At 63.6% G+C, this 26,275-nt stretch carries 26 protein-coding genes; 15 read left to right on the top strand and 11 right to left on the bottom strand.

Going from position 1 to position 26,275, the window contains the following annotated elements; genetic code table 11:
- Nucleotides 1–33: 33 nt before the first annotated feature.
- Nucleotides 34–888: a 4-hydroxybenzoate octaprenyltransferase gene (gene ubiA / locus ACP7DD_RS04220; protein WP_426173458.1), complete on the bottom strand. Its 855-nt coding sequence runs from the start codon at nucleotides 886–888 to the stop codon at nucleotides 34–36.
- A gap of 126 nt (nucleotides 889–1,014) precedes the next feature.
- On the opposite strand from ubiA, the gene ACP7DD_RS04215 reads away from it, so the two are divergent.
- On the top strand, nucleotides 1,015–1,974 hold the full coding sequence (locus tag ACP7DD_RS04215; RefSeq protein WP_426173457.1) for a class I SAM-dependent methyltransferase: 960 nt from the start codon (nucleotides 1,015–1,017) through the stop codon (nucleotides 1,972–1,974).
- 11 nt (nucleotides 1,975–1,985) lie between these two features.
- Here ACP7DD_RS04215 and ACP7DD_RS04210 read toward each other — a convergent pair whose 3' ends face one another.
- Complete coding sequence (locus ACP7DD_RS04210; RefSeq protein ID WP_426173456.1) at nucleotides 1,986–2,927, bottom strand: hydrogen peroxide-inducible genes activator; 942 nt, start codon at nucleotides 2,925–2,927, stop codon at nucleotides 1,986–1,988.
- A 156-nt stretch (nucleotides 2,928–3,083) separates the two neighbouring features.
- On the opposite strand from ACP7DD_RS04210, the gene ACP7DD_RS04205 reads away from it, so the two are divergent.
- Nucleotides 3,084–4,256, top strand: coding sequence for a PilT/PilU family type 4a pilus ATPase (locus ACP7DD_RS04205; RefSeq protein WP_426173455.1), 1,173 nt, complete (start codon nucleotides 3,084–3,086; stop codon nucleotides 4,254–4,256).
- 8 nt (nucleotides 4,257–4,264) lie between these two features.
- Nucleotides 4,265–4,741 (top strand): D-glycero-beta-D-manno-heptose 1-phosphate adenylyltransferase, encoded by a 477-nt coding sequence (gene rfaE2, locus ACP7DD_RS04200; RefSeq protein WP_426173584.1) that lies wholly within the window; start codon nucleotides 4,265–4,267, stop codon nucleotides 4,739–4,741.
- A 10-nt stretch (nucleotides 4,742–4,751) separates the two neighbouring features.
- On the opposite strand, the gene ACP7DD_RS04195 is transcribed toward rfaE2, so the two are convergent.
- The 4 genes from ACP7DD_RS04195 to ACP7DD_RS04180 form a co-directional block, all read right to left on the bottom strand.
- Nucleotides 4,752–8,198, bottom strand: coding sequence for a patatin-like phospholipase family protein (locus tag ACP7DD_RS04195; protein ID WP_426173454.1), 3,447 nt, complete (start codon nucleotides 8,196–8,198; stop codon nucleotides 4,752–4,754).
- Nucleotides 8,199–8,321: 123 nt separating this feature from the next.
- Nucleotides 8,322–9,128 (bottom strand): hypothetical protein, encoded by an 807-nt coding sequence (locus ACP7DD_RS04190; RefSeq protein WP_426173453.1) that lies wholly within the window; start codon nucleotides 9,126–9,128, stop codon nucleotides 8,322–8,324.
- Nucleotides 9,129–9,673: 545 nt separating this feature from the next.
- The gene (gene trmL, locus ACP7DD_RS04185) at nucleotides 9,674–10,144 is read right to left on the bottom strand and encodes a tRNA (uridine(34)/cytosine(34)/5-carboxymethylaminomethyluridine(34)-2'-O)-methyltransferase TrmL (RefSeq protein WP_426173452.1); all 471 of its coding nucleotides are present in this window, start codon (nucleotides 10,142–10,144) and stop codon (nucleotides 9,674–9,676) included.
- A gap of 19 nt (nucleotides 10,145–10,163) precedes the next feature.
- Nucleotides 10,164–10,886 (bottom strand): ComF family protein, encoded by a 723-nt coding sequence (locus ACP7DD_RS04180; protein WP_426173451.1) that lies wholly within the window; start codon nucleotides 10,884–10,886, stop codon nucleotides 10,164–10,166.
- A gap of 72 nt (nucleotides 10,887–10,958) precedes the next feature.
- On the opposite strand from ACP7DD_RS04180, the gene ACP7DD_RS04175 reads away from it, so the two are divergent.
- The 5 genes from ACP7DD_RS04175 to ACP7DD_RS04155 all read left to right on the top strand — a co-directional run bounded on the left by ACP7DD_RS04175 (nucleotide 10,959) and on the right by ACP7DD_RS04155 (nucleotide 16,724).
- A complete protein-coding gene (locus tag ACP7DD_RS04175) occupies nucleotides 10,959–11,858 on the top strand; it encodes a methyltransferase domain-containing protein (protein ID WP_426173450.1) in 900 nt (299 codons plus the stop codon).
- Nucleotides 11,859–12,274: 416 nt separating this feature from the next.
- Nucleotides 12,275–13,459, top strand: coding sequence for a cytochrome c oxidase subunit II (gene coxB / locus ACP7DD_RS04170; RefSeq protein WP_426173449.1), 1,185 nt, complete (start codon nucleotides 12,275–12,277; stop codon nucleotides 13,457–13,459).
- A 15-nt stretch (nucleotides 13,460–13,474) separates the two neighbouring features.
- Complete coding sequence (gene ctaD, locus ACP7DD_RS04165; RefSeq protein WP_426173448.1) at nucleotides 13,475–15,067, top strand: cytochrome c oxidase subunit I; 1,593 nt, start codon at nucleotides 13,475–13,477, stop codon at nucleotides 15,065–15,067.
- A gap of 161 nt (nucleotides 15,068–15,228) precedes the next feature.
- Entirely contained in the window at nucleotides 15,229–15,792 is a 564-nt protein-coding gene (locus ACP7DD_RS04160) for a cytochrome c oxidase assembly protein (protein WP_426173447.1), read from the top strand.
- Nucleotides 15,793–15,866: 74 nt separating this feature from the next.
- Nucleotides 15,867–16,724 carry a cytochrome c oxidase subunit 3 gene (locus ACP7DD_RS04155; RefSeq protein ID WP_426173446.1) on the top strand — a complete coding sequence of 286 codons (858 nt, stop codon included), beginning with the start codon at nucleotides 15,867–15,869 and terminating at the stop codon, nucleotides 16,722–16,724.
- An 88-nt stretch (nucleotides 16,725–16,812) separates the two neighbouring features.
- Here ACP7DD_RS04155 and ACP7DD_RS04150 read toward each other — a convergent pair whose 3' ends face one another.
- The gene (locus ACP7DD_RS04150) at nucleotides 16,813–17,013 is read right to left on the bottom strand and encodes a twin transmembrane helix small protein (RefSeq protein ID WP_426173445.1); all 201 of its coding nucleotides are present in this window, start codon (nucleotides 17,011–17,013) and stop codon (nucleotides 16,813–16,815) included.
- 39 nt (nucleotides 17,014–17,052) lie between these two features.
- Between ACP7DD_RS04150 and ACP7DD_RS04145 the strand changes: the two genes are divergently transcribed.
- From ACP7DD_RS04145 to ACP7DD_RS04120, 6 genes are read left to right on the top strand one after another with little or no spacing between them, the layout of a single operon-like run.
- Nucleotides 17,053–17,781 (top strand): SURF1 family protein, encoded by a 729-nt coding sequence (locus ACP7DD_RS04145; protein WP_426173444.1) that lies wholly within the window; start codon nucleotides 17,053–17,055, stop codon nucleotides 17,779–17,781.
- On the top strand, nucleotides 17,759–18,403 hold the full coding sequence (locus ACP7DD_RS04140; protein WP_426173443.1) for a cytochrome C oxidase subunit I: 645 nt from the start codon (nucleotides 17,759–17,761) through the stop codon (nucleotides 18,401–18,403). Before ACP7DD_RS04145 ends, ACP7DD_RS04140 begins: the two co-directional genes overlap by 23 nt.
- 3 nt (nucleotides 18,404–18,406) lie before the next feature.
- Nucleotides 18,407–19,558: a COX15/CtaA family protein gene (locus ACP7DD_RS04135; protein WP_426173442.1), complete on the top strand. Its 1,152-nt coding sequence runs from the start codon at nucleotides 18,407–18,409 to the stop codon at nucleotides 19,556–19,558.
- Between the two features lie 5 nt (nucleotides 19,559–19,563).
- Nucleotides 19,564–20,466: a heme o synthase gene (gene cyoE, locus ACP7DD_RS04130; protein ID WP_426173441.1), complete on the top strand. Its 903-nt coding sequence runs from the start codon at nucleotides 19,564–19,566 to the stop codon at nucleotides 20,464–20,466.
- 2 nt (nucleotides 20,467–20,468) lie between these two features.
- On the top strand, nucleotides 20,469–21,065 hold the full coding sequence (locus ACP7DD_RS04125; RefSeq protein WP_426173440.1) for an SCO family protein: 597 nt from the start codon (nucleotides 20,469–20,471) through the stop codon (nucleotides 21,063–21,065).
- A 3-nt stretch (nucleotides 21,066–21,068) separates the two neighbouring features.
- Complete coding sequence (locus tag ACP7DD_RS04120) at nucleotides 21,069–22,154, top strand: AI-2E family transporter (protein ID WP_426173439.1); 1,086 nt, start codon at nucleotides 21,069–21,071, stop codon at nucleotides 22,152–22,154.
- 22 nt (nucleotides 22,155–22,176) lie between these two features.
- On the opposite strand, the gene ACP7DD_RS04115 is transcribed toward ACP7DD_RS04120, so the two are convergent.
- The 3 genes from ACP7DD_RS04115 to ACP7DD_RS04105 all read right to left on the bottom strand — a co-directional run bounded on the left by ACP7DD_RS04115 (nucleotide 22,177) and on the right by ACP7DD_RS04105 (nucleotide 24,362).
- Nucleotides 22,177–22,992: a class I SAM-dependent methyltransferase gene (locus tag ACP7DD_RS04115; protein ID WP_426173438.1), complete on the bottom strand. Its 816-nt coding sequence runs from the start codon at nucleotides 22,990–22,992 to the stop codon at nucleotides 22,177–22,179.
- Nucleotides 22,993–23,151: 159 nt separating this feature from the next.
- Nucleotides 23,152–23,832: a DUF1828 domain-containing protein gene (locus tag ACP7DD_RS04110; protein WP_426173437.1), complete on the bottom strand. Its 681-nt coding sequence runs from the start codon at nucleotides 23,830–23,832 to the stop codon at nucleotides 23,152–23,154.
- Between the two features lie 71 nt (nucleotides 23,833–23,903).
- Complete coding sequence (locus ACP7DD_RS04105; protein WP_426173436.1) at nucleotides 23,904–24,362, bottom strand: hypothetical protein; 459 nt, start codon at nucleotides 24,360–24,362, stop codon at nucleotides 23,904–23,906.
- A 224-nt stretch (nucleotides 24,363–24,586) separates the two neighbouring features.
- On the opposite strand from ACP7DD_RS04105, the gene ACP7DD_RS04100 reads away from it, so the two are divergent.
- Nucleotides 24,587–24,835 carry a hypothetical protein gene (locus tag ACP7DD_RS04100; RefSeq protein ID WP_426173435.1) on the top strand — a complete coding sequence of 83 codons (249 nt, stop codon included), beginning with the start codon at nucleotides 24,587–24,589 and terminating at the stop codon, nucleotides 24,833–24,835.
- Nucleotides 24,836–24,842: 7 nt separating this feature from the next.
- Here the strand turns inward: ACP7DD_RS04100 and ACP7DD_RS04095 are convergent, their stop codons facing one another.
- A complete protein-coding gene (locus tag ACP7DD_RS04095) occupies nucleotides 24,843–26,183 on the bottom strand; it encodes a hemolysin family protein (RefSeq protein ID WP_426173434.1) in 1,341 nt (446 codons plus the stop codon).
- Nucleotides 26,184–26,275: the final 92 nt, after the last annotated feature.

Here is a 26,275-nt window from a genome sequence, read left to right as displayed (position 1 = left end):
ACAAAGGATCCGCCAAGTGCAAATTGGATAACATTATCCTGTTGCATAGTCTAACGCGACTCCGGCAAAAAGGGCCGCACCCAACCAATTGTTGTGGCGAAAGGCGGCAAAACAGCCCATCCGGTCCCGCTCGCGGATCAAGGTGAAGTGATAAAAGGCAATTCCTGCCGCGACGACAATGCCGCCGACAAACCACCAGCGCAGCCCCAGCAGCCAGCCGCAGACCAGGTCAATCGCCAGCGCGGCGCCGTAGCACAGCATGACGGCGGCAACGTCGAAGCGGCCGAACGTGATGGCCGAGGTGCGCATGCCGATCTTGAGGTCGTCGTCGCGGTCGACCATGGCGTATTCGGTGTCGTACGCAACTGCCCAGAACACATTGGCCAGCAGCAGCCACCAGGCCACGGCCGGCACGTCGCCCAGCACCGCGGCGAACGCCATCGGGATGCCGAAGCCGAACGCGATGCCCAGGTAGGCCTGCGGGATGGCGAAGAAGCGCTTGAAGTACGGATAAGTGGCGGCAATGATGACGGCCGCCACCGACAACTGCCTGGTCAGCGCGTTGAACGGCAGGATCAGCAGGAACGACACGATCGCCAGCACGGCCGCCACCGCCACCGCCTCCCACGGCTCGATGCGCCCGCTGGTGAGGGGGCGCTCGGCGGTGCGCTTGACGTGCTTGTCGAAGTCGCGATCGGCGAAGTCGTTGATGGCGCAGCCGGCCGAGCGCATCAGCGCGGTGCCGACTGTAAAAACGAGAAAAAGCTGCCAGTCCGGCTTGCCGTTCGATGCCATCCACAGCGCCATCAGCGTCGGCCACAGCAGTAGCAGGATGCCGATCGGCTTGTCGGCACGGATCAGCTTGAAGTACAACGCCAGCTTGTTCATCGAGAGGTATGTGTTTTTGGCAAGGCTCGAATTCTACCGCCTTTGCGCCTGCCCTTGGGGCAGATCAAGCGTGCCGCCCTGGCCCGGCGCGACGATAGGCTCCCTACGCCACTCCGCGAAATCGCCATGCCGACCCTTCTTTGCCCAGCCTGCAGCAGCGGCGCCGTCATCGCCGCCGAATCGATCCGCAGCGCCGACCTGGTCGCCGGTTACCGCGACAAGGGCATCGACGTGGCCGCCTGCTTTGCCGCCGCGCCGGCGATCGTGCTGTTCCGCTGCGCCGGCTGCGACCTGGGCTTCTTCTCGCCGCCCTGCGCCGGCGACGCCGCCTTCTACGAGCAACTGCAGCAGTTCGACTGGTACTACCAGGACGACAAGCCCGAATACGCTTATGCCGGCGGCCACGTAAAAGAGGGCGCGCGGGTGCTCGAAGTCGGTTGCGGCAAGGGCGCATTTCGCGCTGCGCTGCCGGTGTCGGTCAGCTACACCGGGCTTGAATTCAACGACGCGGCGGTGACCAGGGCGCAGGCGGCGGGGCTGGCGGTCAGCAAGCAGCCGGTGGAGGCGCATGCTGCCGAAAATCCGGGCCAGTACGATGTCGTCTGCGCGTTCCAGGTGCTCGAGCATGTGCCCGAGCCGGCCAGCTTCGTGCACGCGTGCGTGCAGGCGCTGGCGCCCGGCGGCAAGCTGATTCTGGCGGTGCCGGCCGAGGACAGCTTTCTCGCCATTGCGCCCAATTCGCCGCTGAACATGCCGCCGCACCACGTGCTGCGCTGGAGCGACCTGGCGCTGGCCAACCTGGCGCGGCGCGAAGGCCTGGCGCTGGTCGATGTGTGGCACGAGCCGGTCGCGTCGTTCCACTGCGAGTGGCACCGGCAGACGCTGGCGTTTCATTATTTCGTGCTGTGCGGGCTGGCCAGGACGCGGCTGCTGGACCGCGGCTTGAAGTATCGGGCGATCGGGCGCCTGCTGCGTTTTAAAGGGCTGCGCGATACGCTGGCGGCGAGCGTGCTGCGGCGCTTGCCGGAGCTCGATCGCGGGCACACGGTAGCGATGGTGGCGCGCCATGAGCAGACCGGGGTCTGAAGGGGGGCGGCTCAGGCGGCGTCGGCCAGCGGCAGCATGTCGACGCCGGGCAGGTCGCACGCGGCCACGCAGGCGCAGATCGCCTCGATCGCGGCGCGGCGCGTAAAACTTTTGCGCCAGACGATGACGACGCGGCGCGATGGCGCCGGGGCCGAAAACGGCACGAAGCTGAGCATGCCGTTCTTGTCCTTCATGTCCGGCACCGAGGCGCGCGGCAGCACGGTCAGGCCGATGCCGCTGGCCACCATGTGGCGGATCGTCTCGAGCGACGAGCCTTCGAAGGTGCGCTGCATGCCGTTGCCCGGCGTCGAAAAACGCGCCATCTCCGGGCACACTTCCAGCACCTGGTCGCGGAAGCAGTGGCCGTTGCCGAGCAACAGCATGGTCTCGGATTTCAGGTCTTCGGCCGGCACTTCCTTGCGCGCGGACCACGGGTGGCCTCTCGGCGTGGCCACCACGAACGGCTCGTCGTACAGTGTCTGCATCGACATGCCGTGTTCCGGCAGCGGCAACGCCATGATGGCTGCGTCCAGTTCGCCCTGGCGCAGCAGTTCGAGCAGGCGCACGGTGAAGTTTTCCTGCAGGATCAGCGGCATCTGCGGCACCGTGTCGATCAGCTGCTTGACCAGCGGCGGCAGCAGGTACGGCCCGATCGTGTAGATGACGCCGAGCCGCAGCGGGCCGGCCAGCGGATCCTTGTTCTGCTTGGCCAGCTCCTTGATGGCGGCGGTCTGCTCGAGCACCCGTTCGGCCTGGGCGATGATCTGGGCGCCGAGCGGCGTGACCGACACTTCGGCGCCGCCGCGTTCGAACAGCACCACGCCGAGTTCGTCTTCGAGCTTCTTGATCGCCACCGACAGGGTCGGCTGGGCGACGAAGCAGGCTTCGGCGGCGTGCCCGAAATGTCTCGCACGCGCGACGGCAACGATATATTTCAGTTCAGTCAGTGTCATCGGATAGGTGAATGGCAGGTGGGGACGGGTGGCCAGCGGCCATAGTGCCAGAAAGTTGCTTTTTAGTCAGCAAAGAAATTATATTTTACCGGAAGGGCAGTCGATATAATTGCCCGGAAGGCGGTTTTTTCGCCGCTTCATTCTTGAAAGTTGCGCATGTCGACGACATTTGGCCCCGCCGAAGCCCAGGCTTACATCCACAAACTGCTGACGGTGATGCACCACCAGGGCGGCTCCGACCTGTTCGTGTCGGCCGACTTCCCGCCGAGCATGAAGCACCAGGGCGCGATGAAGCCGCTGAGCCAGCAGAAGCTGTCCGGCGAAGTCACGCGCGCGCTGGCGCTGTCGCTGATGAACGAACGCCAGAAGGCCGAGTTCGAAGACCAGATGGAGTGCAATTTCGCCATCTCGCTGCCGAACGTGTGCCGCTTCCGCATCAACGTCTACGTGCAGCAGCAATGCGTGGCAATGGTGTGCCGCACGATCGCTTCCGAAATTCCGAACTTCGAAAAGCTCGACCTGCCCGACGTGCTGAAAGACGTCATCATGACCAAGCGCGGCCTGGTGCTGGTCGTCGGCGGCACCGGATCGGGCAAGTCGACCACCTTGGCGGCGATGATCGACTACCGCAACGCCAACTCGGCCGGCCACATCATCACGGTGGAAGACCCGGTCGAGTACGTGCACAGGAACAAGAGCTGCCTGATCACCCACCGCGAAGTCGGCGTCGACACGCACTCGTGGCACAACGCGCTGAAAAACACCTTGCGTCAGGCGCCCGACGTGATCCTGATCGGCGAAATCCGCGACACCGAGACGATGGAGCACGCGATCGCCTTCGCCGAAACGGGCCACCTGTGCCTCGGCACGCTGCACGCGAACAACTCGAACCAGACGATGGACCGCATCATCAACTTCTTCCCGGAAGAGCGGCGCAACCAGTTGCTGATGGACCTGTCGTCGAACCTGCGCGCGATTGTCTCGCAGCGCCTGGTGCGTACCGAGGACGGCAAGGGTCGCAAGGCGGCCATCGAAATCCTGCTGAACACGCCGACGATCAGCGAAATGATCTTGAAGGGCAACTTCCAGGGCATCAAGGAGATCATGCACAAGTCGCGCGAGCTGGGCATGTGCACCTTCGACCAGGCGCTGTACGAACTGTACAACAAGGGCTTCATCGGCTACGACGAGGCGATCCGCAACGCCGATTCGGCCAACGGCCTGCGGTTGCAGATCAAGCTGCGCGGCGACCGCAAGGAGCCCGGCAGCACCGGCACCACCACCTCGGACGACCTGTCGATGCTGGTCGAGGAAGAGCCGGAAGAGTGACGATGCCGATGCTTGAATTTGAAAAGAAGATCTGCACGCGCGACGAGTTGAAGGCGCGCGTGGCCGCCTTGCCGAAACCGGTGGTGCTGACCAACGGCGTGTTCGACATCCTGCACCGCGGCCACGTGACCTACCTGGCGCAGGCGCGCGCGCTGGGCGCCTCGCTGGTGGTGGCGGCCAATACCGACGCGTCGGTCAAGCGGCTCGGCAAGGGCGACGACCGTCCGCTGAACACGTGCGCCGACCGCATGGCGGTGCTCGCCGCGCTCGAATCGGTCAGCCTGGTGGTCGACTTCGACGAAGACACCGCGCTCGAAGTGGTGCGGGAAGCGCAGCCGGACATCTACGCCAAGGGCGGCGACTACGACCTGACCGCCATTCCCGAGGGGCGGGCGGTGCTGGCGTACGGCGGCCAGGCGGTCGCGATCGATTTCAAGCACGACCGCTCGACGACCAAGCTGCTGAAGAAGGTGCGGCAGCAGTGACGCCAGGCCATCAAGAGCGCCGGTCGTTATTGGCGCGCCGTTCTGCAGCAGGCAGTTCTTGTGCGCTCGGAACGAGGTGAAGCTGGCGGCGCTTGGCCAGGCGCCTGTCGTTTTGCAGCGGGAGCACCGGTTGCTGGACTGTCGGCAGCCCCACGTTAGCGGCTCGCGGATCGTCCCAGTTCTCCTGTAGCGCTTTGCACAGCGACAAGATGTCGTGATCGACGAAATCCTCGCGCCACGCGGCGCCCGCCGCTTTTTCAAGTGCGATGTTGCCGATCCTGTAGCCGAGCGAACGGTAGGTTTCGAACTGGGTTTCATCGAACCATTGGTCAGCTGTCGGCTGGTGGGGGAAGGTCTTGTTGATTTTTCGATAGTTCAGCACATCGGCGTATTCAGTGCCAAGCAGCGACGGCTTTATGTACAGCAGCGTGCCGATCGGCGCGTTGTTGTCGACCTTGTCGTAACGGATCCGGCCGGTAACGCAATGCGAGCGGCTGAACTCGGCAGGTTTAGCCAAGTCGATCTTGCTGACATCGATTTCAACTTCGATATGGAGGTCAGTGGCGCACTTGCGAATGGCGTTGCCGAGGTCTTCGAAATCGAAATGGCCATCGGCGCCGGCGTCGACGACGACGACCAAGCGGCAGCGCCGCCTCACCAGTTCGTAGATGCCGAGATTTTCAAAATGCCCACCGTCCGACAGGTAGACGAATTTGGATTTGGCGTCCGTCAGGCCGAATAATTCCTTGAGCAGGTACCACAAGCCGAGCGACGGAGAGGTGCGCGTCGGCGGGCGCTCCGAAGGCCCGTCCACGTCCGCTTGTTGGGAGATTTCCTTCGCCGTACGCGGCGGAACCGGACGCACCGGATTTGCGAACCAGCGCCCGAGCCTGACGTTAAACAGCGTCATCAGGAACGCCAGCGGCGGCGACGAGTGGTAACCCATGCTGGGACTCGCTGCTGCGCCCGATACCGCCACCGCCATGCCCAGGTTAATGCCTTTTTCTTCGTCGTGGCGTGCTGGCGTTCGCGGGCGATAGTTGGCGGTGCGTCGAAAGCCGCCGCGCATTGCTTCATTGCCGACCCTGATGCCGCCGGGCGCGGCCGCGCTTGGCAATTCGAAACCGCAAAACGCCGGGGTAAAAGTAAAGTTGGCCGCCTTGCGAGTTTGCCACGCCAGTTCCTGGCCGTTGACCAGGTTGAGCGCCGTGTTAATGATGTGGAAGGGTCGCTGAACCGCTTGATCGTCCGGCGCAAGCAAGGTGTCCATATGTTCGTCGTCGGCAGGGTCGAATCCGGTAAAGGGATGAGGCCGTCGTTCGATGTTGCTCGCCCCAAGGTAGGCGCGCACAAGGCGATTGCGGTACATCATGTGCAGCGAGAATTTGTTGATGTCAACGCGCCATGCCAGCACCAGGCCCACGATCGCAAGGCAGCAAAGAACCAGCGCCAGTTCGGGAAAAGTGCTCGACATCGTCTCCCGATCGTAGGCGGCGAGAAAGCCGATGAACGATGTGGTGCCGTCCGTGGCGCGGCGTAAGCCGTGCGGCAACAGCAGCGCGTGTAGCAGGCTCGACACGATGAACACGGCGCCCACCGAAAACACCAGCGGCGCTGCGCGTGCCACCCACTCCAGCCTGGAGCTGCCGTGCGGCGTGCCGGTCGTGCCGCTCTTGCCAAGCAGTAGGCCGGCAACGGTGGTGCCCAGCCAGGCACTGCCGACGGCGGCGCCGGCCCAGTCGCCCAGCCGGGAGTGGATGTAGGCGATGATCCCCGGTGCGTAGAGGCTGACGGTAATCAGGGCCAGCCATCCGGTGACAAAAATAGTGGTCCAGCCAGCTTGACGGCTCCACCATTCCCGGCTTTTCTCGGTGTACAGCCGCCCGACCAGGCCGACCGACAAGATCATCGTGAAGCCAAACAGGCTGCCGAGGATCGGCATGCCGAATGCGATCAGTGGAACAGTCGTGTTCCTCCCTACCAGGGGCGCGGCAGGGGCTGCTGATGTCGGTGTCGATGTGCTGTGCAGCCCCGCGGCCGGCATCGTGGTCGCTGTCGCCGCCGGCGCCGCCAGCGTGGAGGCATGCCAGGCATCCAGCGCGCTGATGGCCATGACGACCAGTAATGTTCCTACCGCCAGCACCAGCACGGCGGACGTGAAGTGCCCGAACGCCTCGTTGCGCAATCGTTTCCATTCTGCCTTCGCCGTTTTCCGGTCGTCCGACATGCTGGTTCCCGGCATGTCCTTGCGGACGTTGGCGCTGGCTTCGTCAATCCGTTCGTTGTGGCGTTGCGCCAGCCACCAGCCGGCAGCCCAGGCAAAAAAATAGGCCACGCCAGGGGCGAACAGCCAGAGAAGAATTGGGTTGCCAAGTTCTGGTTTGGCGAACAGCAAGTCCCACGCCGAATGGATGGCGCCGTGAATGCTCCACAGAGCCGCTGCGCCAAAAAACGCCGCCACCATCAATGGCAAGACAGTGAACCAGATGATGCTGTTCTGGCTTTGCCGCCACAGCAGGCGCTTGCTTTTTGGATCCGGAAGGCCCGATATGCTGGCAGCACTCCAGAAGACAACGAGCAGCGCCGCAATCACGGCGATGCTGGAGAACAGCGAGAAGGGGAGCACGGCTTCCAGCGACACCACCCAACCGATCTGTTTCTCGCTAGTGCCGTTGATAAACAATGCCAGAAGGCGCGGCAGCACCATCACCGCGGCCAGTACCGATGCCAGGATGGTCAGGTTGAGCGTCGTGTTGCGTAAGTAAATGCCCAGCAAGGCCCAGGTGTCGGCACTGAAAAAGCCTGTCTTCGGGGTCAGGTAGTTGGTGTACTGGCGCAGGAATTTGAGTTCCTCCGCCTCGCGCTTGGGTTTGCCGGAGGCGCCCGGCTGCAACTGCTCTTCGATCGTCGTGATATTCCCATTGAGTCTTTTTAGCCATTTGGAAAACCAGGCGCCGATGTAGCCGCCTCCCGACACGGTCGACAGATAATCAAAATCGCGCAGCATCTTTAGCTCCGCCATCGCCTGAAGCATGCCGAGATTAAACGTCGCGCTGCGGATGCCGCCGCCGGAGAAGGCCAATCCCGCGAATTGATGTTTGTGGGCTTCAGCCGCCAGCGTGTCTCTTACGGGCTGTACCGTGTTGGCTTTGTCGTACTTGACCAAGGCGTCAATTTCGAATTGCCAGGTCTCGCCGAACACGCTGCCGGCCTGATCGTTCAAGAGGTGCCAGGTCGCTTGGTCACACCCTTCGACCTGATCGGTCTTGCCGTTGAGCCGTCTGAATGCGCGCACTGCGTTCAGCGTTTCTTGGTCGAATCTACCTGTGCACAGCTTTGCCCTGAACGCTATCAGGTCGGATTCGCCCTTCGGGTCGATGCACGCGAGTTTGCGCTGGATATCGCGGATCGCCTCGCTGGTGTCGTCGAGTTTGAAAGGAAACGGGGACTTCGACATCGACTCCTCCGGTGCTGATGGTTGCGCGGTTGGGGCTGCGGCTCGCGCGCCATGGACCGGCCTGGAATGCCGGAAGGCGGCGCGCGTACCGAAACGATGCGGGCCAGTGGCCCGCGCCAAATCTTACTGCAACTGCTGCATCCACTTCGGCTGGCGCACCCAGTCCGGGAAGGTCTTGGCAATCACCGGGAAGAACCGGGCGGCGATCTTGTTGAAGCCGTCGCGGTTCGGATGCAACTCGTTTTCCCAATCCTCCACTGCCAGCGCGCCGCGGGTGTCGACGAAATGGTAGCCGGGCGTCGTCTCCAGGCTCTGCTGCACCTTGGCGAGGTGGTCGATGATGTAGCGCACCGCATCGGTCTGCATCGGGCGCGGCATGCCGATCTGGTCGAGCGCCGGCCGGATCCACGGCGAGAAGGCCAGCAGGCCGCGGCCGGTCGGCGGCGCGTAGTCGTAGCAGTGGCTGACGATCGGCACCTTCGGGCAGAACGTGTTGCGCAGGTGGATCACGCGTTCGAAACCGCGCGTGACGCGGGCAAACAGGGCGGCGCTCTCGGCAGCCTTGAACCAGCTGCCGACGTCGTTCGCATTGCCTACCTTCAGCAGCGGCAGCAGATCGTCGGCGCCGGCAAAATCATTGCCGCCGCCACTGACGACGATCATGTCGACCGTCTGGCATTCGAACTTGAGGAAGTCGGTGAGGGTGTACAGGTTGCTCTTGCCGGGGGCGCCGATTTCCATGCCGCTCTCGCCGAGCGCAACGATGTCCATCGCCTGGAACTTGCCGAAATCGAGGAAGCGGTTGCACAGGTTGCCGTTGCTTGGGAATGGATACTGCATCCAGGAATCGCCGAAACACAGGATCAACGGGGCGCCCGGGTCGTTGCGCACGCACGTTTGCCAATCGGGCAGGCCGAAAGTCAAGGACATGATATTTCTCCGATCAAGATGCGTCGGGAACGGCGCCCGCGCTACGCCAGGGCGTGCGCGCTAGCGCATGATCAGATGGATGCCGGCGGTGTCAGCCGGTTCGAAGTGAGCCCTGTTGTCAAGTTACCGATGTCAAGAAAGCATCGATACTCGCACATATAACTGTGTATTTGTGGCAACAAATTGCATTTAGTTATTGCCAGGCGACCCTGTTATGCCCATGCCGCCGCCACCCGTCGCATCGCCTGGGTTGCCGACGAGAGGCGCAGCAAGCAGTTCAGCGCTGCGCCTTGCTCAGTGCGGCAAGCGTGGCGCGGACCGCTTGTTCGTCGTCCGCTAAGTCGACATCGAGGCAATGTTCGGCACCAGGGCCTCGTTGTTGCCGCGCTCGCTGTTGCGCCACACTTTGAGCGGAATAAACAGCTGATTGCCGCCCGGTAGCGTTGCGTACCCCATGTCGATGTAGACCGAATCGTAGCTGGTCGCCCGCCCTCAACGTCGACGCATTGCCGCGCGATGAACTCCGCACCCGTACCAGACGCCAGTCAGGCGCCGCCGGCGTAGCCATTCTGCCGCCACGCCTCGAACACCACCACCGCAACCGTGTTCGACAGGTTCAGACTGCGGTTGTCGGGGCGCATCGGCAGGCGGATGCGCTGGGCCGCCGGAAACGATTCGCGCAGTTCCGGCGCCAGCCCGCGCGTTTCGCTGCCGAACACGAACACGTCGCCGGGCAGGAACGTGGCGCTGGCGAACGGCGCCGAACCATGCGTGGTCAGCGCAAACATGCGCGCGGCGTCGGGCTTTTCGGCGGCAAGGTAGGCGTCCCAGTTCTTGTGCACCTTCATCGTGGCGTAGTCGTGGTAGTCGAGTCCGGCGCGCTTCATCTTGCTGTCGTCGAGCGGAAAGCCGAGCGGTTCGATCAGGTGCAGCTGGGCGCCGGTGTTGGCGCACAGGCGGATGATGTTGCCGGTGTTCGGCGGGATCTCGGGTTCGACCAGTACGACATGGAACAAAATGCTTCTCCTTAAAAATTCAATGGGGCGGGGTGCGCGCGAATACAAAATTGCTGACGCGCGCGGCGCCCGCGCGCTTCAACGTGGCCGCCAGTTCGCCCAGCGTGTGCCCGCTCGTCATGACGTCGTCGACCACGCCGACGTGCCGGCCGCGCACCACCTCCAGCGCGTCCGGCGCGACGGCGAAGGCGCCGCGGATGTTGCGCCGCCGCTGGTCCGGCGCCACGCCCGACTGCGCGCGCGTGTCGAGCGCGCGCACCGCCAGCCGCTCGCACAGCGCGATGCCGAGGTGGCGCGCGAGCGGGCGCGCCATCTCGAGCGCCTGGTTGAAGCCGCGTTCGACGAGCCGCCGCGGCCCCAGCGGCACCGGGCACAGCACCTGCGGCAGCAGGAAGCGCTCGTCGATCACGGCGTCGCGCAGCACTTCGGCAAACCACGGCGCCAATGCCAGCTTGCCGCCGAATTTCAGTTGCAGCACCAGCTGGTCGAGCGGGGCGCGGTAGTCGGCGCCGGCCACGGTGGCGTCGTACGCCGGCCGCTCGGCCAGGCAGGCGGCGCACTCGCGCCCGGCGTCGGCGTCGGCAACCGGGTTGGCGCAGCGCGGGCAGCGCGCCGTGCGAGCGACGAACTGCGCATGGCAGGGGCGGCACACGGCGCCGTCGCAAGCGGCCGCGCACAGCGCACACGACGACGGCAACAGCGCGCGCGCCACGCGCCGCCAGCGGCCCAGGCGGTCAGGCATCGGCTTCGGTCCTCGCAGATTGATACAACCATGTACACTGCGGCCATTATCTCATTTCACCGCACGACGCCCATGGTTCCCCCCCAATCCCCATCGAAACTGAGCGCGCCGATCGAGCTGGCGCGGGTGCGCCGGCTGTTCGACCGGCCGGACAAAGTGGCCGCGTCGGCCTTCCTGCGCCGCGAAATCGCCAGCCGCATGCACGAGCGCCTCGGCCTGGTCAAGATCGCGCCGCAGCGCGTGCTCGACGCCGGCTGCGGCGCCGGTGCCGACCTGGCGCTGCTGCAGGCCGATTATCCGGCCGCGCAGATCGTCGGCATCGATGCCGCGCCGCAAATGGCGGCGGCGGCAAAAACGCCGGGCGCGAAGTCGCTGCTGAGCCGCTTGCTGCCGGCCAAGGCCGGCATCGACGTGCTGGCCGGCGACTTCGCCGATCTGCCGTTCGGGCCGAACTCGCTCGACCTGGTGTGGTCGAACCTGGCACTGCACTGGCATCCCCAGCCCGACCGCGTGTTTGCCGAATGGCGCCGCGTGCTGCGGGTCGACGGCCTGTTGATGTTTTCCAATTTCGGCCCGGATACGTTGCGCGAGCTGCGCGCCGCCTTCGCCGAAGTGGACGGGGAGCCGCACGTGTTGCCGTTTGTCGACATGCACGACTTCGGCGACCAGCTGGTGGAGGCGGGATTTTCCACTCCGGTGATGGACATGGAAGTGATCAGGGTGACGTACGACACGGTCGACGCGTTGCTGGCGGACGTGCGCGCGCTGGGCGGCAACCCGCTGGCGACACGCCGGCGCGGGCTGCTGGGGCGCGCCGGCGGCGCCAGGCTGCGCGCCGCGCTCGAGCGCGGCCGCGGCGCCGACGGCAAGCTGGCATTGACGTTCGAGGTGATCTACGGCCACGCGTTCCGGCCGGCGCCGCGCGTAACGGCGGCGGGCGAAGCAATTGTGCGCTTCCAGCCGCGCCGCTAGCGCCGGGAAGCGAAAGTGTGGCGGCGGCGGTGAATTGCAGAAATTGACACAAACTGTGGGCGCCAAGAGGGAAAAACGCGCGTGCTGACCCGCTTGCGGGTCGATTTCCCCTTGATGGTTAGGGCACTCCTTGAGTATAATCAACGACTAATTTTGTCGACCAAGTTGCGAACGCTAGAAAAACAGGCGGTAATGCCGCCTGTGTCCAATGTGTAGTCGACAGCAGCAAAAGCAAGCAGCGTTCATCGGTGTGCAGCATTTACCCGGTGGCGGTGTCATGGTTCCAGCAGGAGCTTCGGAGTCAATGCGGCCGGGTCTGCTAGGGGCCTTTTTTGCGCGAAGTGTTGAAAAGTGCGGCGGCCGCGAGTGGGTTCGTTGACGATAAAAGATTTTAATTTTGGGTGGTTGGGGAAAACATGACATATGCAAAGCGACTTCAAGCCTTGATGATCGGTCTGGCGATGACGGCCGGAATGCCGGCCTTGGCCCAGACAGAGGTGACGGGGCGTCCGGTTCCATACCAGTTGAACCTGCAACCGCCCGTGACCCGGATCGCGTCCGAGATCTACGATCTGCACACCTGGATGATGGTCGTCTGCGTGGTCATTTTCGTCGGCGTGTTCGGCGTGATGTTCTACTCGGTGTTCAAGCACCGCCGCTCGCTCGGCCACAAGCCGGCCACCTTCCACGAGTCGACCGCCGTCGAAATCGCCTGGACCGTGGTGCCGTTCCTGATCGTCATCGCGATGGCGCTGCCGGCAACGAAGACCGTGGTCGGCATGAAAGACACCTCCAACGCCGACCTGACCATCAAGGCCACCGGCATGCAGTGGAAGTGGGGCTACGATTACCTGAAGGGCGAGGGCGAAGGCATTTCCTTCCTGTCGAACCTGTCGACCCCGCGTTCGCAAGTCGGTTCGCCAGGCGTGAAGCCGACCGAAAATCGCGGCATCAACTACCTGCTCGAAGTCGACAACGAAGTCGTCGTGCCAGTCAACAAGAAGGTCCGTATCGTCCTGACCGCCAACGACGTCATCCACGCCTGGATGGTCCCGGCGTTCGGCGTCAAGCAAGATGCGATTCCTGGTTTCGTGCGCGACACCTGGTTCAAGGCGGAGAAAATCGGCACCTTCCGCGGCCAGTGCGCTGAGCTGTGCGGCAAAGAGCACGCGTTCATGCCGATCGTCGTCAAGGTCGTCTCCGACGCCGACTACACCGCATGGGTCGCCGGCAAGAAGAAGGAAATGGCGGCGCTGGCCGACGATCCTGCGAAAGTGTGGACCATCGACGAACTCAAGACCAAGGGCGAAAAAGTCTACACCACCAATTGCGTGGTCTGCCACCAGGCCAATGGCAAGGGCATCCCGGGCGCTTTCGCGCCGCTGGACGGCTCGGCCGTCGTGAACGGCCCGAAAGCGGACCAGATCCACGTCCTGCTGAATGGCCAGAAGAGCGGTAAGTACCCTTCGGAAATGCCAGCTTGGAAGCAACTGTCGGATTCGGACATCGCTGCGGTGATTACCTTTACCCGCAACAACTGGTCGAACAAGGCCGCGGAAAATATCGTTCAACCAGCCGAAGTCCTGGCTGCACGCAAGTAATCAGGAGTAGAACACATGAGCACAACGACTGTAGATCACGCCCACGACGCGCACGATCACGCCCACGACCACCCGCATGGCATCGGCCGCTGGCTGTTCGCCACCAACCACAAGGACATCGGTACGCTGTACCTGTGGTTCTCGCTGATCATGCTGATGTCCGGCGGCGTGCTGGCGCTGATGATCCGCACCGAGCTGTTCCAGCCCGGCCTGCAGTTCTTCCAGCCTGAGTTCTTCAACCAGCTCACCACCATGCACGGCCTGGTGATGGTGTTCGGCGCCATCATGCCGGCCTTCGTCGGCTTCGCCAACTGGATGATCCCGCTGCAGATCGGCTGCGCCGACATGGCGTTCGCCCGCATGAACAACTTCTCGTTCTGGCTGCTGCCGCCGGCCGCGATCCTGCTGGCCACCTCGTTCCTGGTGCCTGGCGGCGCGACCGCCGCCGGCTGGACGCTGTACGCGCCGCTGTCGACCCAGATGGGGCCTGGCATGGACATGGCAATTTTCGCGATGCACCTGATGGGCGCCTCGTCGATCATGGGGTCGATCAACATCGTCGTCACCATCCTCAACATGCGCGCTCCGGGCATGACCTTGATGAAGATGCCGATGTTCTGCTGGACCTGGCTGATCACCGCCTACCTCTTGATCGCCGTCATGCCAGTGCTGGCAGGCGCCATCACGATGACCCTGACCGACCGTCACTTCGGCACCTCGTTCTTTAACGCGGCCGGCGGCGGCGACCCGGTCATGTACCAGCACATCTTCTGGTTCTTCGGCCACCCTGAGGTGTACATCATGATTTTGCCGGCGTTCGGCATCGTCTCGCAGATCCTGCCGGCATTCGCCCGCAAGCCGCTGTTCGGCTACGCATCGATGGTTTACGCGACCGCGTCGATCGCGATCCTGTCGTTCATCGTCTGGGCGCACCACATGTTCACCACCGGCATGCCGGTGACGTCGCAGCTGTTCTTCATGTACGCCACGATGCTCATCGCAGTGCCGACCGGCGTCAAAGTATTCAACTGGGTCGCCACGATGTGGAAGGGCTCGATGACGTTCGAAACGCCGATGCTGTTCTCGGTCGGCTTCATTTTCGTGTTCACGATGGGCGGCTTCACCGGCCTGATCCTGGCCGTGACCCCGATCGACATCCAGCTGCAGGACACCTACTACGTCGTGGCGCACTTCCACTACGTGCTGGTGGCCGGTTCCCTGTTCGCCCTGTTCGCCGGCTTCTACTACTGGTCCGCCAAGTGGACTGGCCACATGTACAGCGAAACGCGCGGCAAGATCCACTTCTGGGCATCGCTGATCACATTTAACATCACGTTCTTCCCGATGCACTTCCTGGGCCTGGCAGGGATGCCGCGCCGCTACGCCGACTACCCGGCGCAGTTCGTCGACTTCAACATGGTGGCCACCATCGGCGCCTTCGGTTTCGGTCTGTCGCAGGCGTACTTCCTGTTCTTCGTGATCCTGCCAACCATCCGCGGCGGCGCCAAAGCAGCGGCCAAGCCATGGGATGGCGCCGAAGGCCTCGAGTGGACCGTGCCGAGCCCGGCGCCGTTCCACACCTTCGAGACCCCACCGCTGGTTAAGTAATCTGCAGCACGGCAGGCGGCCAACGCCGTCTGCCGACAGAAAGTAAGTGGTTAATATGCCTGACCCAAAAAAGCCGAACAACCTCAAGACCGGCCTGATCATCGGCGGCATCGCGCTGTTTTTCTTCGCGATGGTGTTCATCAAGCGCATCTGGCTGTAACGTGAGTACCGTACCGAAAGGGCGCCTGCGCCTGAACCGCACGATGCTCATCAAGCTGGTGGTGGTGGCGGTGGTGATGTTCGGTTTCGGCTACGCCCTGATACCGGTGTACAAGCACATGTGCGAGCTGCTTGGCATTAACGTATTGACGGCGCAGGACGGCATGGCCGTACGCGATGCCAATACGCAGATCGACAAGACGCGCACGATCACGATCGAGCTGGACGGCAATGCGCAGGGACCGTGGCGGTTTCGCCCGACTACCCGCAGCATCGACGTCCATCCGGGCGAGCTGGCGACGGTCATGTACGAGGTGGTCAACACCACCAACCGCACGGTGCAGGCGCAGGCAATACCGAGTTACGCGCCGCAGTCGGTGACGCCGCACTTCAAGAAGGTCGAGTGCTTTTGCTTTAAACAGCAGACCATGAAGCCAAACGAAGCGCGCCAGATGCCGGTGGTGTTTTTCATCGATCCGGCCTTGCCGCGCGAGGTGAAGACGATCACGCTGTCGTACACGTTCTTTGAAATTGCCGGCACCCAGGCGTCGGTAACGAAGCAATAGTCAACGCAAGCATTACAGGGCCAGGGGAACACCCGGCCCACGACCGAATACCAAGTTTGATTTAGGAGATGAAGATGAGTTCACCACACGCCGTACCGCACTATTTCGTGCCGGGTCCTTCCAAGTGGCCGATGGCCGCCGGCCTTTCGCTGCTGGTGACGATGATCGGCGCGTCCGGCTGGGTCAACGACGCCAGCTGGGGCCCGATCCTCAACATCGGCGGCATCCTGGCAACCATCCTGGTGCTGTACTTCTGGTTCGGCGACGCCATCGGCGAATCGGAAGCGGGCAAGTACGGCAAGAACGTCGACCTGTCGTACCGCTGGTCGATGAGCTGGTTCATCTTCTCCGAAGTCATGTTCTTCGGCGCCTTCTTCGGCGCGCTGTTCTACGCCCGCGCGATCAGCTTGCCTTGGCTCGGCGACCTCGACCACAAGTTCATCTGGCCTGACTACGCCGCGCAATGGGGCGGCACCGGTCCTGCCGGCACCGTCGACGCGTTCCAGACGATGGGACCGTTCCCGATTCCAACCATCAACACCGCGCTGCTGCTGCTGTCGGGCGTGACCTTGACCATCTCGCACCACGCCCTGCGCGCCGGCCACCGCGCCCAGACCGCGATCTGGCTGTTCGCCACCATCTTGCTCGGCGCGACCTTCATGGGTTTCCAGGTCTACGAGTACATGCACGCTTACAGCGAACTGAACCTGAAGCTGACGTCCGGCATCTACGGCTCGACCTTCTTCATGCTGACCGGTTTCCACGGCTTCCACGTCACGCTCGGCGCGATCATGCTGTCGGTGGTGCTGTACCGCGTGCTCAAGGGCCACTTCACCGCCGACAACCACTTCGGTTTCGAAGGCGCCGCCTGGTACTGGCACTTTGTCGACGTCGTCTGGCTCGGCCTGTACGTCGTCGTCTACTGGCTGTAATGGCCGGCGGCGCTGGCGCCGCCGCATGAAAAAGCCGCACGGGGGATAATCCCTCGTGCGGCTTTTTTCACGCAAGCGGCAAGTGCTTTTAACGCAACCCGGTCGGCGCGATCCAGCCCATCTTGTAGGCGCCGAGCAGCAGCAGGAACAAGGTGATCGACAGGCCGACCCGCATCGCCAGCGCCTGCACGGTACGGTTGCTCTTGCCCTTGTCGCGCATGAGGAAGAACAGCGCCGAGCCGAGGCTGCCGATGATCAGGATGAAGGCGATGGCGATGAGAATTTTCATGGTCAGTAGATAGATAACAGCGAACGAGGATCTATTGTAATGGGTATCAGCTTCCGGTTTCGACCAATTCCCTTTGTGGCAACCGTGCTGCTGGTGGCGCTCGGGGTGTCGCTGGGGCAGTGGCAGGACCGGCGCGCGCTGGAAAAGACCAGCTTGCAGCAGAAGCTGACCGCGCGCGGCGCCGAGGCGCCGCTGGCGCTGGGCGCCGAGCTGGTGCCGGCCGCGCCGCTCGAATACCGCAACGTGCGCGTGACGGGCGAATTCGTCGCCGGCTGGCCGGTGTACCTGAACAACCGCCCGCAGGACGGGCGCGCCGGCTTTTACCTGGTGATGCCGCTGCGCATTCTGGGTACCGACACCCACGTGCTGGTGGCGCGCGGCTGGCTGCCGCGCAATACCGCCGAAGCGACCAGGTTGCCGCCGTATGCGACCCCGGCCGGCACGGTGACGGTCGACGGCATCGTCAAGGCCAGCGTGGGCCGGGTGATGCAGCTCGGCACCCCGGAGCCGGTGAAACCTGGCGCAATCGTGCAAAATATCGATCCGGCCGAATTCGCCAAGGCGAGCGGCCTGAAGCTGCAACCGTTTTTCATCGAGCAGGCCGGCCCGGCCCCGGCCGCCGACGGCCTGGTGCGCAGCTGGCCGGCGCCGTCCCTCGGTGTCGAGAAACACCAGGGTTATGCATTCCAATGGTATGCGCTGGCGGCAATGGCGCTCCTCTTTTTTGTGATTACAGGATTTCGACGTGGAACAGACAAAAGCAAGTAACCCCGAACAGAAACAGAAAATCAGCGGCCGCTGGAAGCTGCTGGCGGTGCTGGCCGTGTGCGCGGCGCCGATGATCTTTTCGTACCTGACCTATTACGTCATCAAGCCGCAGGCGCGCACCAACTTCGGCACCCTGATCGACCCGCGCGCGCACCCGATTCCGCCGGTCCTCGGCGCCACCACGATCGACGCCAAGCCGGCCAGCCTGGAGCAGTACAAGGGCAAGTGGGTGCTGCTGAAGGTCGGCCCGTCAACCTGCGCGCAGGATTGCATGGAGCAAATGTTCGCGATGCAGCAGGTGCGCTCGATGACGGGCAAGGAAATGGGCCGCATCGAACGGCTTTGGCTGGTCACCGACACGGCGCCGCTCGACACCATTCTGATACGCCAGCTCGACGGCATGCGCATCCTGCGCGCGCCGGGCGCGGCGGTGGCGCAATGGCTGCCGGCCGAGCCGAACGCCGCGCTGGAAGAGGGCCTGTGGCTGATCGACCCGCTCGGCAACCTGATGATGCGCTTCCCGAAAGTGCCGGCCGGCGCCGCCGAAGCGGACAAGGTGCAGCATTACGCCAAGGTCAAGAAGGACATCGGCAAGCTGCTCAAAGCATCGGCGATCGGCTAAGCGATGCAGACGGCAACACTGCTGCAACTGGGCGCGATCGGCCTGCTGGCGGCCAGCCTGCCGCTGGCGATGGTGTGGATATCGTCCGACGCCAACAAATACCGCAAGCTGGTGTGGGTCGCGGTGTTCCTGACGTTCGACCTGATCGTGTTCGGCGGCTTTACGCGACTGACCGATTCGGGCCTCGGCTGCCCCGACTGGCCCGGCTGCTACGGCCTGGCCAATCCCTTCCTCGCGCATGAACAGATCACCGCCGCCGAGCAGCTGTTGCCGCACGGCCCGGTGACCGTCGTCAAGGCGTGGATCGAGATGATCCACCGCTACCTGGCGATGGGCATCGGCGTGCTGATCATGGCGCTGATGGCCACTGCCTGGATGCAATGGCGCCGCACCCGCAGCCAGACGTTCGCGCCGGCCATTCCCACCGCGCTGTTCCTGTTCGTCTGCGTGCAGGGCGCGTTCGGCGCCTGGACCGTGACGCTGAAGCTGCAGCCGGTCATCGTCACCATTCACCTGCTGCTGGGCATGGGCCTGCTGGCGCTGCTGACCTGGCTGGGCGGGCGCGAAGACTACCTCGTCAAGCCGCAGGCGCCCGGCGGCAATCCGGCCGCGCTGCGCCGCGTGCGCGCACTGGCCATCGCCAGCGCCGCGCTGCTGCTGGTGCAGATCGCGCTGGGCGGCTGGGTCAGCACCAATTACGCCACCCTCGCGTGCAGCGACTTCCCGCTGTGCAATGGCAAGCTGGTGCCGGAGATGGACTTCGAGCACGGCTTCACCTTGTGGCGCGAACTGGGCAAGACCGCCGCCGGCCACTACCTGCCGTTTTCCGCGCTGACGGCGATCCACTGGGTGCACCGCAACTTCGCGCTGGTCGTCGTCGCCGTGCTCGGCTGGACCACCTGGCGCGCCTGGCCGCACGCGGCGCTGCGCCCGACCGCGCGCTACGTCGCCATCGTGCTGGCGCTGCAGGCTGCCAGCGGCCTGGCGACCATCTACTTCAGCTTCCCGCTCGCCATTGCGGTCCTGCATAATGCCGGCGCCGCAGTGCTGGTGCTGCTGGTGACCATGTTAAACTACAAGTCAAAGTACCAACTCGACATCGCCCTGCGCACACCGGCGCGCGCGCCGGTGCCGGCCGAGATCCACCCGCGATAGCCTCCATGACAAGCCAAACCGCCACACAAAAACCGCACAAGCGGTCCAACCGCATCGCCCAGTACTGGGCGCTGACCAAGCCGCGCGTGACGCAGCTGGCCGTATTCTGCGCCGTGATCGGCATGTTCCTCGCCACCGACGAGCTGCCGCCGTGGCGCGTCGTCATCGCCGCCACCATCGGCATCTGGCTGCTGGCCGGCGCCGCGTTCGCCGTCAACTGCCTGGTCGAAGCCGAGATCGACGCGCGCATGGCGCGCACCGCGCGCCGCGCCAGCGCCACGGGCGAACTGACGAAGCGTGAAACCATCGTCTTTTCCGCGCTGATCGGCGGCGCCGGCATGGCGGTGCTGTACCTGCTGGTCAACCCGCTGACGATGTGGCTGACCTTCGTCACCTTCGTCGGCTACGCGGTGATCTACACGATGATCCTGAAACCGGCCACGCCGCAGAACATCGTCATCGGCGGCCTGTCGGGCGCGATGCCGCCGGCGCTGGGCTGGGCGGCGATCGCCAACGACGTGCCGATGCAAGCGTGGCTGCTGGTGCTGATCATTTTCGTCTGGACTCCGCCGCACTTCTGGGCGCTGGCGATGTACCGCCGCGACGACTACGCCAAGTCCGGCCTGCCGATGCTGCCGATCACCCACGGCATGAACTTCACCGGCTTTCACGTCTGGCTGTATTCGATCGCGCTGGCGGCGGTCACGATGCTGCCGTTCGCCGTCCATATGAGCGGGCTGATCTACCTGGCCTCGGCCGTCGCCCTGAATGCCGTGTTCCTGTGGCACGCCTGGCGCGTGTACCGCCACTACACCGACCAGATCGCGCGCAAGGCCTTCACCTGGTCGATCGTCTACCTGTCGCTGCTGTTCGCCGCGCTGGTGGTCGACCATTACCTGAAATTCTGAAGATGAAAAAACTGCCAGTCGTTATTGCCTTGACGTTTGCCGCCGTGCTTGCGCTGTCCGGCTGCGACAAGCTCACCAGCAAGCCGCCGAGCTTCCAGAACACCGACGTCACCGGCCTGCCGTACGCCCAGGACTTCGCCCTGCTTGATCACAACGGCAAGGCGCGCACGCTGGCCGACTTCAAGGGCAAGGTGGTGGTGGTGTTCTTCGGTTTTACACAGTGCCCCGACGTGTGCCCGACGACGATGGCCGAGATGGCCACCGTCATGAAGGAGCTCGGGCCGCAGGCCGACCAGGTGCAGGTGCTGTTCGTCACCGTCGACCCGGAGCGCGACACCGAGCAGCTGCTGGCGCAGTACGTGCCGGCGTTCGACAAGCGCTTCCTCGGCATGTACGGCGACGCCGCCGCCACCGCCAAGATGGCCAGGGACTTCAAGGTGTTCTACGCCAAGGTGCCGGGCAAGACGCCGGGCAGCTATTCGATGGACCACACCGCCGGCAGCTACGTGTTCGACAAGAGCGGCAGGGTGCGCCTGTTCCTGCGCCACGGCCAGGGCGCCGGGCCGATCGTGGCCGACCTCAAGCAATTGCTGGACTGATCGATGGAGACGGCGCGCTTCGGCAAGAACTACACCCGGTTAGGGACAGTGGTGCTGCTGGGGCTGGGTGTCGTGTATGTGTTGCGGCCGTTCCTGACGGCGCTGCTGTTCGCCGCCGCCGTGGTCATTTCGTCCTGGCCTTTGTACATGCGCCTGCTCACGCGCATGCGCGGCCGGCGCACGTTGGCCGCGCTGACAATGACGCTCAGCTTGACCTTGCTGGTGATTATTCCGATTGCGCTGGTGGCATGGAACCTGGCTGACGATATAGGCCGCACCTTCGAGCAAGTCAAGGCAATGATTGAGCTTGGCAACGTGCATCCGCCGACCTGGCTGCGCGAGCTGCCGCTGGTCGGCGTCTGGCTCGACCAGTACGTCAACACGCTGATCGCCAGCCGCGAACAGATGACCGAACTGGCCAAGCGCATGCTCGAGCCGGCGCGGCGCATCCTGATGAGCGGCGGGCTGATCCTCGGCGGCGGCGTCGTGCAGATGAGCATGGCCGCCTTCGTCAGCTTCTTCATGTACCGCGACGGCATGGCGCTGATGCGTGTGCTCGAGGTCGGCGCCGGCCGCATCTACGGCGACCGCGCCGCCACCGTCTGGGTCACCGTCAGCAACACCGTGCGCGGCGTCATGTACGGCTTGCTCGGCACCGCGCTGGCGCAGGCGCTGGTTGCCGCGCTCGGCTTCGCCATTGCCGGCGTGCCGGCAGTGCCGCTGCTGGCCGTGCTCACGTTCATCTTTTCGCTGGTACCGGTCGGCCCGCCATTGATCTGGGGCGGCGCCGCGGTCTGGCTGTTTGCCAACGGCAGCACCGGCTGGGGCGTGTTCATGCTGCTGTGGGGAGTGGTGCTGATCTCCGGCGTCGACAACGTCGTCAAGCCGATCCTGATCAGCCGCGGCAGCAGCCAGCCGTTCCTGCTCACCTTCCTCGGCGTGCTCGGCGGCGTCTTCGCGTTCGGTTTCGTCGGCCTGTTCATCGGCCCGACCGTGCTGGCGGTGGCGTATTCGCTGCTGCGCGACTGGACGGCCGCCGGCGACCCGGGCGTCGTCGACGCGCAGGTGGACGCGGTGCGCGAAGCCTAGTGCAACCTTCGGCAGTGCGCGCTCAATTGTGGAGCGCCAACACCTCGAGGTATTCGGACTCGACGAAAGTGGTGCCGTCGGTGGCCTTGTTATTTGCCGTCCACAGCTGCGTCAACTCCTTGGTCAACGCCGCCAGGCGGCGCTCGTCGAGCGCTTCGCTGGCCATCACGGTCGGGCCGTAGAACAGGATGAAAAATTCCACCACCTCGGCCGGCGAAAACGGATAGCGCATCGGGTACAGGCGCCGCGTCTTGATCAGCTTTGACGTGCGCTGGCCGAGCCGCTCGCGCACGCAGGCGTCGTCTCCCCATTTCAGCGGCGACGGCATCAGGGGCGGCGGCGGCACATACTTGCCGATAATCTTGAACATCTGGCCGACATGGCCCTCCGGGGTCCAGTTCGCCATCGCGATGCGCCCGCCGTGGCGGCACACCCGCAGCATTTCGGCCGCAACCCGGTCTGGGCGCGGCGCGAACATCGCGCCGAACAGGCTCACCACCAGGTCGAACGAATCGTCGGCGAAGGGCAACTCCTCGGCGTCGGCTTCTTCGAAGCGCACGGTCACGCCCGCGGCGGCGGCCTGGGCGCGGGCCGCTGCGATCTGGTTGGTGGCGATGTCGATGCCGGTCACTTCAGCGCCGGCCCTGGCGGCGGGAATGGCGATCTGGCCGGCCCCGCAGCCGAGGTCGAGCATGCGGGTGCCGGGCGCCACTTTCAGGTGATCGAGGAACTCGAGGGCGCCTGGCAGCAGGAACTGGGCGAAGTGGGCGTAGTCGCCCGCCATCCAGGTGTGCTTCAAGCGCGACTTGAGTGCTACCATTTCCGGGGTGGTCGGCATCGATGGTTCTCCGCGAACGCGGGCCGCGCGCCGGGATGGCGGGGCGGTCCTGCTCAACAGTATTACAGCTAATGGCAAAAATGCAAGCAGGCGTGGGGTGTCCCGCAGTGGAAGGTTTATCACGGTGCCACAGCGACGACTTGAAGAGCTGCAGAACGCCTAGTGAGGATGGTTGTAGGCCTGTGCCCTGCGCTGCAGCTGCGTCATCATCATTACGTTGCTGAGCGAGTCCAGGATGAGGCCTTCGCTCTTCGCCGTATCCGCATCTCGCCTGTCGTCGATGATGAGCAAAATTTTGAGATGACGGTTTTGAGTCTCTGCTCGTATATCGAGCAATTTCTTCGCGGTCGCGCCGACCGTTGCCGGATGAGTTCCTATCGCAAGGACTGCGGCGCCATCAAACTGGTAGTCCATCTTGTAGACATGACCGGAGACGCCGGTAAAATCCTGGCCATCGCCTAGCGGCACGCCAGATTTCCAAGCCTTGAGACACATTGCAACCTCATCGAGGAATAACGATGTGTCGGTGGAGACACCATTTTGATCGACCTCCCAACGAGAGAGCGCAAGCATGGTCGCCATGTATTTCGCGAATGCTGGCGGAGCATTTTCTTGCGGCGCCCATATTTCCAACTCACCCATGTCGGTCAAGAGAACGCCATTCGGCTCAGCCAGATTTCTTATGAACTTCGTCTTTCTGTCGTCGTCCAGGGACACTCCGCGGCCAAGCAGGTGCATGATAAAGGCACCATCATCGAAGAACCGCACTTGACCGGCCATCTTTTCGACGAACACCGGGATTTCGTCCCCATCCGGAAAGGCAAATGGCGTATCGATCATGGCGACGCTGCCGTCGTCCGAGAGTGGGTGGCACTCGAACCCGATCAGTGCGGAAATGGAAGAGCAAATCATCATTCCCCCGTGAGTTGAAAATGTTCAGGGTGAGGCGGCAACGGCCGGAAAATTATGTTGGTGCGGGCAGAAAAATATGCCAATACTTCATCATATCCCCAACTGGCCCACACCGCATCCCCGACAGTCCGGGTGCTGCCCATGTGCTCGTGAGATATCTTGTGCTGGTCCTTGATCCGCCTCGGCGTTTGAGTCACTTCAAGCTGATATACACGGTCTTTGCCGTAGCTGTATCGCTTGAAGAGGGTGAACAAGAAGGTAGTCGTGTTGGTCTTTTGACTTCGACGGTACATGAGCTCGATGTACATTTGCGTCCCGGTTCCATCGATGTCAAGCACGCCTGCACCGAGCCGAACTGTTCCGGCCTGTACGTTTATTGGGGTCCAGCCTGGCGCGTCCTCGCATATGAGCGGGCCGCTCACGAGGTCGAGTGCTTCGCTTTCGGAAAGGTCGCGCATCGGACTCGTCATCTCCTTGGCGGCATCGTTCGCGTGCCGTGACGCCTGCCAATAATACCTCCATTCAATGCTAGATAGATATTATTGCTGATTTAACTTCGGGCGAGCAACGTTCCGGGACACTGAGAGCAAACGCTGGCGACGTCCACGAATCTGCGCTAGATCAAACGTGCCGGTGCCGGCAGGCATATTCTTTTCAGACGAACTCAACGTTGGAGGCCGCCGTGGAAATGCAGCAATTTGAAATTATGGTCAATGCAATGCTGTCGTGGGCGGACGAATCGAAGGCGCCGCGCAAGGCGCCGCTGCGCTCGGCCACCGTGATGATGCGCGGCGAGCGCGACGAGCTCGAGGACGACGATGATTTCGAGCCCGACGAAGCGCTCAACCTGAAAGCGGACGACGAGGCCGACAGCGAACCGGTGCTCGCCGCCGAGCCGCTCGAAGAGGAAGCCGAGTCCGAGCTGGACTAGCCGCCGGTCAGTCGAGGTCGTCGGTATCGACCTCGCGCTGCAGCTGCGGGATCACCTTCACCAGCACGATGCGCGGCCCGTTCATCTTCTTGACGACGATGTCGAAGCGCGGAAACTCGATGCGCTGACCCTGCTTGGGAATATCGCCCAGCTTGACCATCAGCAGGCCGCCGACCGATTCGACTTCGTCCAGGCCGAGCTCCTCGTTGTTGATGTCGATGCCGAGGATGCGCTCGAGCGAGAAGATCGGCAGGCTGGCCTTGCCGACCAGCGTGCCGTCGGTCTGGCGCAGCCAGTCGTTCTCGTTGAGCCGGAATTCATCGCGGATCTCGCCGACCATCGCGCCGAGCAGGTTGTCGAGCGTGATGAAGCCGACCGGGCGCTTGCCCTTTTCACCGATCAGCGCGAAGTGCGGGGCGCCGTCGCGAAAGCGCCGGAACATGTCCTGCGCCGGCGTGCGCGCCGACATCGTCTCCACCGGGCGCAGGAACTGGGTCAGGTCGCTGATCGGGCGGCCCGCCTGCTGCGCGAAGAACAGGTCCTTCAGGTGAATCACGCCGAGCACATCCTCGCCGTTGGCGTCGAAATACGGATAGCGGCTGAAGCGGTTGCGGCGCACCGTCTCGAGGTTTTCTTGCAGCGACTTGCTCGCGTGCAGCGCAATCACCTCGTTAATCGGGCGCATCAGGTCCGACACCTGCAGGTGGCTGAAGTCGAGCGACTGCGCCAGGATGTGGCGCTCGTCGCGGGTAAATTTTTCGCCTGGCTGGCTGGTGCGCAGGATCAGCTTCAGTTCCTCGGTCGAATAGTGCGCGTCGTGGCCGCCCTTGCCATGCAAGCCGGCCATGCGCAGCACCATGTTGGCGCTGCCGTTGAGCACCCAGATGGCCGGATACATCGCCCAGTAAAACGCGTACAGCGGCACCGAGCTCCACAGGCCGACCACTTCCGGGTTGCGGATCGCCAGCGACTTTGGCGCCAGTTCGCCCACCACGATGTGCAGGAATGAAATCACGCTGAAGGCGAACACGATCGACACGCCATGGATGACGGCGGGCGAGGTGACGCCGGCCATCAGGAACAGCGGCTCGAGCAGGCTGGCAAAAGCCGGCTCGCCGACCCAGCCGAGGCCCAGCGACGCGAGCGTGATGCCGAGCTGGCAGGCCGACAGGTAGGCGTCGAGCTGGTTGTGCACCTTGGCCAGGATGCGCCCGCGCATGCCCTGGGTGCGGGCGATGGCGCGGATGCGCGTCTTGCGCAAGCTGACGATACTAAATTCAGCGGCGACGAAAAAACCGTTGAGTACGACGAGAAACAGGGCCAGCAGGAGTAACAGGAAGTTATACATAAATTGGTAGTTACGGACAAAAAGAACCCCCGGGGTCAGTGCCGACATTCGGACACGACCTCGGCGCTATAGCCCCTTCATGGATCAGTCCG

It is taken from the genome of Massilia sp. TWR1-2-2, from assembly GCF_049897565.1.
Classification (GTDB): domain Bacteria; phylum Pseudomonadota; class Gammaproteobacteria; order Burkholderiales; family Burkholderiaceae_D; genus JAFCUW01.
Note: the sequence above shows the minus strand (reverse complement) of the source record. Positions and strands in the feature narration are given on the sequence as shown.